General features: G+C 69.3%; 9 protein-coding genes and 1 pseudogene. 9 read left to right on the forward strand and 1 reads right to left on the reverse strand.

What is annotated here, in order from left to right:
* A partial coding sequence (locus QH283_RS29205) for an IclR family transcriptional regulator (RefSeq protein ID WP_280506144.1) occupies positions 1 to 618 on the reverse strand: 618 nt, incomplete at its 3' end.
* Positions 619 to 949: 331 nt separating this feature from the next.
* Between QH283_RS29205 and QH283_RS29210 the strand changes: the two genes are divergently transcribed.
* The 9 genes and pseudogenes from QH283_RS29210 to QH283_RS29250 form a co-directional block, all read left to right on the forward strand.
* A complete protein-coding gene (locus QH283_RS29210; RefSeq protein WP_280506145.1) occupies positions 950 to 1936 on the forward strand; it encodes a ferredoxin--NADP reductase in 987 nt (328 codons plus the stop codon).
* Between the two features lie 177 nt (positions 1937 to 2113).
* Positions 2114 to 3310, forward strand: a complete 1197-nt coding sequence (locus tag QH283_RS29215) for a Rieske 2Fe-2S domain-containing protein (protein ID WP_280506146.1) — start codon at positions 2114 to 2116, stop codon at positions 3308 to 3310.
* A 40-nt stretch (positions 3311 to 3350) separates the two neighbouring features.
* The gene (locus QH283_RS29220; RefSeq protein ID WP_280506147.1) at positions 3351 to 4535 is read left to right on the forward strand and encodes an acyl-CoA dehydrogenase family protein; all 1185 of its coding nucleotides are present in this window, start codon (positions 3351 to 3353) and stop codon (positions 4533 to 4535) included.
* Between the two features lie 28 nt (positions 4536 to 4563).
* Positions 4564 to 5502: a VOC family protein gene (locus tag QH283_RS29225; RefSeq protein ID WP_280506148.1), complete on the forward strand. Its 939-nt coding sequence runs from the start codon at positions 4564 to 4566 to the stop codon at positions 5500 to 5502.
* Between the two features lie 5 nt (positions 5503 to 5507).
* Positions 5508 to 7133 carry a flavin-containing monooxygenase gene (locus QH283_RS29230; RefSeq protein ID WP_280506149.1) on the forward strand — a complete coding sequence of 542 codons (1626 nt, stop codon included), beginning with the start codon at positions 5508 to 5510 and terminating at the stop codon, positions 7131 to 7133.
* A 33-nt stretch (positions 7134 to 7166) separates the two neighbouring features.
* On the forward strand, positions 7167 to 8111 hold the full coding sequence (locus QH283_RS29235; protein WP_280506150.1) for an alpha/beta hydrolase: 945 nt from the start codon (positions 7167 to 7169) through the stop codon (positions 8109 to 8111).
* Entirely contained in the window at positions 8108 to 8995 is an 888-nt protein-coding gene (locus QH283_RS29240) for an SDR family NAD(P)-dependent oxidoreductase (protein ID WP_280506151.1), read from the forward strand. Before QH283_RS29235 ends, QH283_RS29240 begins: the two co-directional genes overlap by 4 nt.
* Entirely contained in the window at positions 8995 to 9879 is an 885-nt protein-coding gene (locus QH283_RS29245) for an SDR family NAD(P)-dependent oxidoreductase (RefSeq protein ID WP_280506152.1), read from the forward strand. Before QH283_RS29240 ends, QH283_RS29245 begins: the two co-directional genes overlap by 1 nt.
* A pseudogene (locus QH283_RS29250) lies at positions 9876 to 10092 on the forward strand (flavin-containing monooxygenase); the annotation flags it as partial. The gene QH283_RS29245 and the pseudogene QH283_RS29250, both read left to right, overlap by 4 nt.

Here is a 10092-nt window from a genome sequence, read left to right on the forward strand (position 1 = left end):
TAAGGCCTCGCCGCGATCGAAGGCGGCGCCGCGATCACGGACGGCGGCGAGTTCCTCGGCCAGCTGGGTGTCGGTGCCGATGCTCTGCGCGGTGCGGCGTACCAGTTCGCCGGACGCGGTGTGCTCGAGCTTGCCGATCACCGCCGGATCGCGGGTGGATTCGCTGACGGCCAGTTGCGCCTTGCCGACGGCGGTCAGATGTGCGGGCACCCGCTGCCCGACCGCGGTCGGCGTCGGCCCGGAGGCGCGGCCGTTGACCTTGGCCAGGTAGACGGTGTCACCGCGATCGACGACCGCCAGCTGGATGGTGAGGCCGGTCTGGTGGGCGAAGGCCTGCATGACCGGCCGCGCACCCTGTAGCAACCGGTTCTGGTTGAGCGCCGCCTGGCCCATCTCGTAGGCCTTGACGCCGAGTTCGTAGGTCTGTTCGGGGGAGCGCGCGAGCCAGCCGGTGCTCGCCAGCTGCTCGAGCAGCCGGTGCACCGAGGAGCGGGGCAGGCCCGTCCGCGCCGTCACCTGGGCCAGCGTCAGCGGCCCGGCGCCATTGAAGGTTTCCAGCACCAGCGAGATGCGTTCGACGACCGAGACCGGCACGCCGGGCGGGCTTGATGTTCTCACTCGACCTCCCAAACCGTCACATCGCTGTGACGCGAGTCACGGTACTACCTGTTGTGCGCGCGCCTCAACCGGGCCCTGCCCGCCTGGCCACGAGGATCGCACGAGACGGCGGTCACACCCAGAGGGGTTCCCGATCAGCGAGACGAACCGGTCCACTCCCGCCGAGGCGACCCTAGCCTTCCGTGGGCTTCGATCCGGCCCGGACCGGGGTGCGCATGCTCGACCATCACCAGGAGGGTGGATGTCCACGGATACGCGTACGGCATCGGATGCCGATCCGACGGCGGGGGAGCCGTCGCCTGTCCCGCCGTCGCCGGGGTATCAGGTCAGGGTGGCCGAAGTCGTCGACGAGACCGCCGACGCGCGGTCGTTCGTGCTGGAGTCCACCGACGCGTGGCCCGGCTATCTGCCCGGCCAGTTCCTCACCGTGCGGATTCCCGACGCCGACGCGGGCGGCGCCCGCTGCTACTCGCTGGCCAGTTCGCCGCACGCCGACCCGGCGATGAAGTTCACGGTCAAACGTGTGCCCGGCGGTCGCGGGTCCAACTGGCTGTGCGACACCGTGTGCGCCGGCGACGAACTCGAGGTCCTGCCGCCCGCGGGGGTGTTCACGCCTGCCTCGCTCGACGAGCCGGTGGTGTTGGTGGCGGGCGGCAGCGGGATCACCCCGGTGATCTCCATCGCCAAGTCCGTGCTGTCCGGCGGCGCGGGCGATGTCGTGCTCGTCTACGCCAACCGCGACCAGGACTCGGTGATCTTCGCCGACGAACTGCGCGAACTCGAGGCCCGCTTCCCCGATCGCCTGGCCGTGGTGCACATCCTGGAATCAGTGCAGGGTTATCCGACGCGGCGCACCCTGTCACTGCTGCTGCGCCCGTTCGCCGACCGCGACGCCTACATCTGCGGACCCGAGCCGCTGATGGACCTGGCCGCGTCGGTGTGCCGGAGCGAGGGCTTCGCGCCGGGACGCGTGCACACCGAGCGCTTCCTGTCGCTGCACAGCGATCCGTTCGCCGCGGGCGCCCCGCCCGCCGCCGACGCCGAGATCGCCTGCCGAGTGCGGGTGCGCATCGACGGCGCCGACCACGAGGTGGGGTGGCAGGCCGGGCGCACCCTGCTGGACGCCCTGCTCGCCGCGGGCGTGCAAGCTCCCTACTCGTGCCGGGAGGGTGCGTGCAGCGCCTGCGTCTGCACCCTGACCGAGGGACGAGTCACCTTGGCCCGCAACGATGTACTGACCGACGACGACCTCGCCGACGGCTACATCCTGGCCTGTCAGGCCGAGCCGGTCGACGAACGGATCGTCGTCGAATACTGACTCCTCCGGCCGCTGTCCCATTCAGCAGGAGACGCACATCACACCGGCCGCGCCAGCTGTCAAGCTCGTCGCCATCGACCCCGCCCACCTCACAGCCGACATCCCAGCCGACATCACAGCCGTTATCGCAGCCGACATCGCAGCCGCGCTCGCAGCCCATTCGCCCAGGAGGAATCCGTGACTTCCACGCCCGCAACCGGAGACCGGGCCCGCGTCATCGACTCGGGCCTGCCGCCCCAGCGGTACGCCCGCGGGTGGCATTGCCTCGGCCTGGTCCGCGACTTCGCCGACGGCAAGCCGCATCAGGTCTCCGCGTTCGGCACCGAGCTCGTCGTGTTCGCCGGAGAAGACGGGGAGCTCAACGTGCTCAACGCCTTCTGCCCCCACATGGGCGGCAATCTCGCCCACGGCACGATCAAGGGCAACACCATCGCCTGCCCGTTCCACGACTGGCGCTGGCGCGGCGACGGCAAGTGCGCCGAGATCCCCTACGCGCGCCGGGTGCCGCCGCTGGCGCGCACCAAGTCGTGGCCGACCACTCAGGTCAGCGGGCAGCTGTTCGTCTGGCACGACCCGCAGGGCAGCAAGCCGCCCGCCGAACTCGCCATCCCGGAGATCCCGACCTACGGCGATCCCGGCTGGACCGACTGGGTGTGGAACTCGATCCTGGTGGAGAACTCCCACTGCCGCGAGATCGTCGACAACATCGTCGACATGGCGCACTTCTTCTACGTGCACTACGGCATGCCCACCTTCTTCCGCAACGTCTTCGAGGGCCACACCGCCACTCAGGTCATGCGGTCGCGGCCCCGCGCCGACGCGGTGGGCGTCAGCCAGAACACCGTCGACCCGAACATCGAGAGCCGGTCCGACGCCACCTATTACGGCCCCAGCTACATGATCGACAAGTTGTGGAGCGCGCAGTACGCCGAGCGCGAGGAACCCAACATCTACCTGATCAACTGCCACTACCCGATCACCCCGACCTCCTTCCGCCTGCAGTACGGCGTGATCGTGGAGAAGCCGGCGGGCATGGACGACGCGACCGCCGAGGCGATGGCCGCCGCGGTCGGGCGCGGCATCGCCATCGGCTTCGAGCAGGACGTGGAGATCTGGAAGAACAAGGCGCGCATCGACAACCCGCTGTTGTGCGAGGAGGACGGTCCGGTCTACCAGCTGCGCCGCTGGTACGAGCAGTTCTACGTCGACGTCGAGGACATCAAACCCGAGATGACCGCTCGCTTCGAGTTCGAGATCGACACCGAACGCGCTCTGCAGAACTGGCAGGCCGAGGTGGACGCCAACGTGGCCGCCGGACGCAGCGCCATCGCCCCGAACCTCACGGCGGGCAGGCAGGCCTCCGCCGCCTCCTGATCGCCCGCCCTCATCCACGCCACCCGGACCAGGAGTTCCGATGTCCTACACCGTTCTGGACAACATCGTCGCCATCGCCGACGAACTGCGCGCAGGCGCCGAGGAATCCGACGCGCTCGGCCGCCTCAGTGACGGCATGGCCGCGCACCTCAAGCAAGCAGGCCTCATCCGGCTGCTGCAACGCAAGAAATACAACGGCTTCGAGGCCCATCCCAGGGAATTCGCCGAAACCGTGATGAAGACCGCGAGCATCTACGGCTCCGCGGGCTGGATCGGTGGCATCGTCGGCGTGCACCCCTGGCAGCTGGCGTTCGCCGACCCGAAGGTGCAGGACGAGGTGCTCGGCGCCGACAGCGACACCTGGCAGGCCTCGCCCTACATGCCGGGCGGCGTGGCGGTGCCCGTCGACGGCGGCTACGTCATGAACGGCCGCTGGCAGTTCTCCTCCGGCACCGACCACTGCGACTGGATCTTCCTCGGCGCCATGGTCGGCGGCGAGGACGGCAAGCCGCTCATGCCGCCCCAGGGCCTGCACGTCATCCTGCCCCGCTCCGACTACCGCATCGTCGAGGACTCCTGGGACGTGGTCGGCCTGCGCGGCACCGGCAGCAAGGACATCGTGGTGAAGGACGCCTTCATCCCGAGCTACCGGGTGATGGAATCGGCCAAGGTCATGGACGGGCGCGCCGCCCAGGAGTACGGCGTCACCGAGACGCTCTACAAGATGCCGTGGTCGACGATGTTCCCGCTCGGCATCACCTCGGCCACCATCGGCATCTGTGAGGGTGTGCTCGCCGAGGGCGTCGCCTACCAGCGCAATCGTGTCGGCGCCACCGGCACCGTCGTCAAGGACGACCCCTATGTGCTGCACGCGCTGGGCGAAGCCGCCTCCGAGATCGACGCGGCCCGCCAGCAGCTGCTGGCCAATGTCGACCGCATCTACGACATGGTCGATCGCGGCGAGACCATCGACTTCGAAACCCGTGCCACGGTACGCCGCGACCAGGCACGCGCGGCCTGGCGCGCGGTCCGCGCCGCCGACGAGATCTTCGACCGCACCGGCGGCAACGCCCTGCGCATGGACAACCCGCTGCAACGGTTCTGGCGCGACGCGCACGCCGGCCTGCACCACGCCATCCACGTCACCAGCACCCCCTACCACGCGGCCGGGCTGGCTTCGCTCGGCGTCGAGGTCCCGCCGGGACCGCTGCGCGTGATGATCTGACGTCGGTTCGAAGGAAACGCGAGCAACGATGACCGAAATCAGAGGACTCGGCTACGTCCGGGTCACGGCCACCGACATGCAACGCTGGCGCGAACTCGGCTTCGAGGTCCTGGGATTCGCACCCGGCCTCGGGCCGGAGGAGGACGCCCTGCACTTCCGAATGGACGAGCGGCGCGCCAGGATCACCGTCGAGCGTGGCGAGGTCGACCGGGTGACCGCCGTCGGCTGGGAGGTCCGCGACGGACTGGCGCTGGACCGGCTGGCCGAGCACCTGCGCGGCGCGGGATTCGACCCGACGCCGATGTCCCAGGAACTGGCCGACCGCCGCGGCGTGGAAGCCGGTTTCTGCCTGCGGGACCCGGGCGGCACCCCCCTCGAGTTCTTCCACGGAGCCGTGCTGGAACACAGTCCGGTGCTGACCAAATACGGGCAGCGTTTCGTCACAGGACAGCAGGGCATGGGGCATGTGGTCATGCCGACCACCCACTTCGACGAGTCCTACCGCTTCTACACCGAGACCCTCGGCTTCCTGCCCCGCGGCGCGTTCCGCATGCCCACCCCGCCGGGCGCCCCACCCGCGCGCATCCGGTTCCTCGGCGTCAACGAGCGCCACCACAGCCTGGCCATCATGCCCACGCTGGAGGGCCGCGATCCCGGCCTGATCCACGTGATGGTCGAAGTGGACGAGATCGACGCCGTCGGCCGCGCCTACGACCAGGTGATGGCCAGGGACTTCCCGGTGTCCTCCACGTTGGGCAGGCACACCAACGACAAGATGATCTCCTTCTACGTCCGGGTCCCCGGTGGCTGGGACATCGAATACGGAACCGGCGGAAAGCTCGTGGACGAGCGCTATTACACCGCCGAGGAGATCACCGCGGACAGTTACTGGGGCCACGAATGGATGTGGATGCGCGAGATGAAGCGCGCCCAGCAGAGCGCACAACCGGACCGACGAGAGAAGTGAATCCCGTGACCACATCGAACAGCGATTTCGACGCCGTCGTCGTCGGGGCAGGCATCTCCGGCCTGTACGCGGTGTACAAACTGCGCGGCCTCGGCATGCGCGTGCACGGATTCGAATCCGCCGAAGGCGTCGGCGGCACCTGGTACCACAACCGCTATCCCGGCGCCCGCTGCGATGTCGAGAGCATCGACTACTCCTACTCGTTCGACGAGCAGTTGCAGCAGGAATGGACCTGGACCGAACGGTTCGCCACGCAGGAGGAGATCCTGCGCTACATCGAGCATGTCGCCGACCGCCACGACCTGCGCTCGGCCTACGACTTCCTCACCCGTGTCAGCACCGCCACCTACGACGACCGGACCGGCAGATGGACGGTGTCCACCGACACCGGGCACAACGTCACCACCCGCTTCCTCGTGCTGGCCACCGGCGTGCTCTCGGCCACCAACATTCCCGACATCCCCGGGCGCGACACCTTCGGCGGCGAGATCTACCACACCGGCGAATGGCCGCACGAACCGGTCGATCTGGCGGGCAAGCGGATCGGCGTCATCGGCACCGGCTCCTCGGCCATCCAGGCCATCCCGGTGATCGCCGAGCAGGCCGAGCACCTCTACGTCTTCCAGCGCACCCCGAACTACTCGATCCCGGCGGGCAACCGGCCGTTGGACCCGGAGTTCGTGGCCGAGGTGAAGGCGAACTACGCCGAGCGCAGGCGGTTGTCGCGGATCAGCGGCGGCGGCACGCCCAACAGCCCCTACCCGAAGGGCGCGCTCGAGGTCGACGAGGCCGAACGGACCCGCGTGTACGACGAGTGGTGGCAGCGCGGTGGCTACCTGTTCGCCAAGGCATTCCCCGACCAGACCACCAACCTGGCCGCCAACGACACCGCCCGCGAGTACGTCGAGGCCAAGATCCGCGCGCTGGTGCACGATCAGGAACTCGCCGACCAGCTGATCCCCAACGATCACCCGATCGGCACCAAGCGCATCGTCACCGACAGCGGCTACTTCCAGACCTACAACCGGGACAACGTCACCCTGGTCAACCTGCGGCGCACCCCGTTTCAGCAGATCACCGAGACCGGTGTGCGGACCGAGGGCGGCGCCTACGAGGTGGACGTGCTGATCTTCGCCACCGGCTTCGACGCCATGACCGGCTCGCTCAATCGCATCGACATCCGCGGTCGCGACGGCAGGCAGTTGCGCGAGGAATGGGCGGCGGGACCACGTACCTACCTGGGGCTGGCCGTCGCCGGTTTCCCGAACATGTTCATCCTCTCCGGTCCAGGCAGTCCCAGCGTGCTGGCCAACATGGTGCTCATGGCCGAAGCGCACGTGGACTGGCTGGCCGGTTGCCTCGAGCACCTCGACGAACACGGTTACAGCCGCATCGAGGCCACCGAGGAAGCCGTCGACGAGTGGGTCGAGGAGTGCAACGCGAAGGCCGCGGCGACGCTGTTCCCCACCGCCGACTCCTGGTACATGGGCGCCAACATCCCCGGCAAGCCGCGCGTGTTCATGCCCTACATCGGCGGCTTCGGCAACTACAACGCCATCTGCGCCGACGTGGCCGCCGCCGGATACAAGGGCTTCCTGCTGGACGGCGCTCCCGGCCGGGCCACGAGCTGACCCGCCGGGCACTACGAGAAGGACGTGGTCGACATGGGCGGACAACGACGGTCCGACCTGCATCCCGACGTCGAGGCCATGCTCTCGGCGCTGGAATCGTTCCCCGACGTCACCCGGCACGAACCCGCCGAGTTGCGCGAGATCATCGTGTCCAGGCGCGCGCCGCTGACGCGGCAACCCGGCATGCGCCGGGCCGAGGACATCGTGATCGAAGGCCCGGGCGGCGCACTGCCGGTGCGCGTGTACGTGCCCGACGGCGAGCGGGCGAACCCGATGCCGGTGGTGGTCTTCGCGCACGGCGGCGGTTTCGTGTTCTGCGATCTGGACAGTCACGACGAGTTCTGCCGGTCCATGGCCGCGGCGGTCGGCGTGGTGGTGGTCTCGGTCGACTACCGCCTCGCGCCCGAACATCCGGGGCCGGCGGCGATGGAGGATGTCTACGCGGCACTGGTGTGGGCGGCGCGGCACGCCGCCGACTACGGCGGCGACCCCGAGCGCCTCGCCGTGGCGGGCGACAGCGCGGGCGGCAACCTGGCCGCCACGGTCAGCCTGGCCGCCCGTGACCGCGGCGGGCCGCGCATCGCCGCCCAGATCCTGCTCTACCCGGTGATCGACGACGATTTCACCACCGAGTCCTATCGCCGCTACGGCGAGGGCTACTACAACACCACCGAGGCCATGCGGTGGTACTGGCGGCAGTACGCGCCGCACGGCACCGACGACCCGTATCTGGTGCCGAGCAGAGCGGATTCGCTGGCCGGGCTGCCGCCCGCCGTGGTCGCCACCGCCGAACTCGACCCGCCGTGCTCGGCGGGGGAGGACTACGCGCGCAAGCTCGCCGACGCGGGCGTGCCCGTGCGTACCCACCGATTCGAGGGGTTGTTCCACGGATTCCTCACCTTCCCCGGCCTGTCTCTGACTCCCGGGGCCCGCGAACAGGTCTGGACGATGATGCGCGACGTGCTGGAGGTCTCATGACGCAGCGACTCACGGGCAAGCGTGCCCTGGTCACCGGCAGCAGCCGGGGGATAGGCCGGGCCATCGCCCAGCGGCTGGCCGCCGAAGGCGCGACGGTGGTGGTCACCGCCCGCGACCGGAATCCGAGCCCGTCCATCCGCGACGGACAGACCCACCTGATCTCCGGCAGCCTGACCGAGACGGTGGAGCTGATCGAAGCCGCGGGTGGCCGCGCCCTGGCCATCCCCGCCGATCTCGAGGACCCCGAGCAGCGCGCGGACCTGATCGAACGCGCCGTCACCGCACTCGACGGCCTCGACATCCTGGTCAACAACGCCGGATTCGCCGACTACAGCCGCATCGAGACCATGAGTGACGCGACCTTCCAACGGACGGTCCGCCACTACCTCGAGGTCCCGTTCGTCCTCAGCCGCGCCGCCATCCCGCACCTGCGCGCGGGCGGCGCGGGCTGGATCGTCAACATCGGTTCCTCGACCGGGCTCAGCCCGATCCGGCCGTTCCGTGACTACAACAAGACCTCCGGTGATGTCGTCTACGCCTCGGCCAAGGCCGCGCTGCACCGATTCACCCAGGGGCTGGCCGCCGAACTGGTCGACGACAACATCGCCGTCAACGTCGTCGGGCCGTCGACGGCGATCCTGACGCCCGGCGCCGCCGCCCTGCTGCCGGAGGGATACGAGACCGAACCGGTGGAGTATCTGGCGCAGACGGTGCTCGAGATGTGCACCGCTCCCGCCGCCGAACGCACCGGACTGGTCGCCTTCAGCCTGCACTATCCGTACGCCACGAGCACCCCGGTGTTCACCCTCGACGGCCGCACCGAACTGCCTCGCCGACAACCACCCGCCTGGGCCAACCCGAACATCCTGCCGGAGGGCGTGTGATGGGCGCGGCCGCGCGGGAACGCTTCGCGCACGGCACCGCGGTCGTCACCGGCGCGGCCGCGGGCATCGGCCGCGGACTGGCCGAGCATCTGGCGACTCTCGGTATGACCGTGGTCGTGGCCGACATCGACCGCGGCCGCGCCGATCAGGCCGCCGCGGAGATCACCGCCCTCGGCGGCAGAGCCGAGGGATACGGGGTCGACGTCGCCGACGAGGAGCAGGTCGACGCCATGGCGGCGGCCGTGTTCGACCGCCACGGCAGCGTCGAACTGCTGATCAACAACGCGGGCGTCGAATCGGCGGGACTGCTGTGGGAGATCGATTCCGCCCGCTGGCGCAGGCTCATGCAGATCAACGTCGACGGGGTCTTCTACTGCCTGAAGGCCTTCGTGCCGCGCATGATCGCCGCGGGCACCCCGGCGGTCGTCGCCAACCTGTCCTCGGTCGGCGGCATCAACACCGTCGCCGTCCAATCGCCCTACATCGTCAGCAAATTCGCGGTGCAGGCGATGACCGAATGCCTGCACCAGGACCTGTCGATCATCGGTGCGCCCATCCAGGTCAGCGCCGTGGTGCCGCACTCGATCCGCAGCGAGATCTTCCTCGCCGCCCAGCGTGCCGCACCCACCGCCAACCCCGTCGCCAACGCCGTGTTCGACGCCATGCAACGCGACAACGTGGAGAAGGGCCTCGATCCGCTGGTCGCCGCCGAGCACATGGTGGAGCAGATCGCCCGAGGGGACTTCTGGGTCTTCTCCGACGACGCGATGTGCTCGGCGTCGACGAACCGCCGCAGCGAACAGCTGCGCACCCTCAGTCCGCCCGCGAACCCGCGAGACATGCTCGCCCGCATGGGCATCGCACTCCCGGAAGGTAGCTCATGACCGACACCGCCGTCGCCGGCGTCTCCGCCCCGCCCGAAGCCGCGCTCGAGCGTGCGATCGCCGAATGCCATCCCGCCCCGCTGTTGATGTCGCTGGTGCATGTCACCGGCGACACCGGGCTGCTCGACGAGTTCGGCGCCCGCCTGACCCTGGAGGAGCCGGGCAACCACTACCGCACCGGTACCCGCCCGGTCGAGGCGCCGCGCACCTATA

This window comes from Nocardia farcinica (genome assembly GCF_029867845.1).
GTDB classification, from domain to species: domain Bacteria; phylum Actinomycetota; class Actinomycetes; order Mycobacteriales; family Mycobacteriaceae; genus Nocardia; species Nocardia farcinica_A.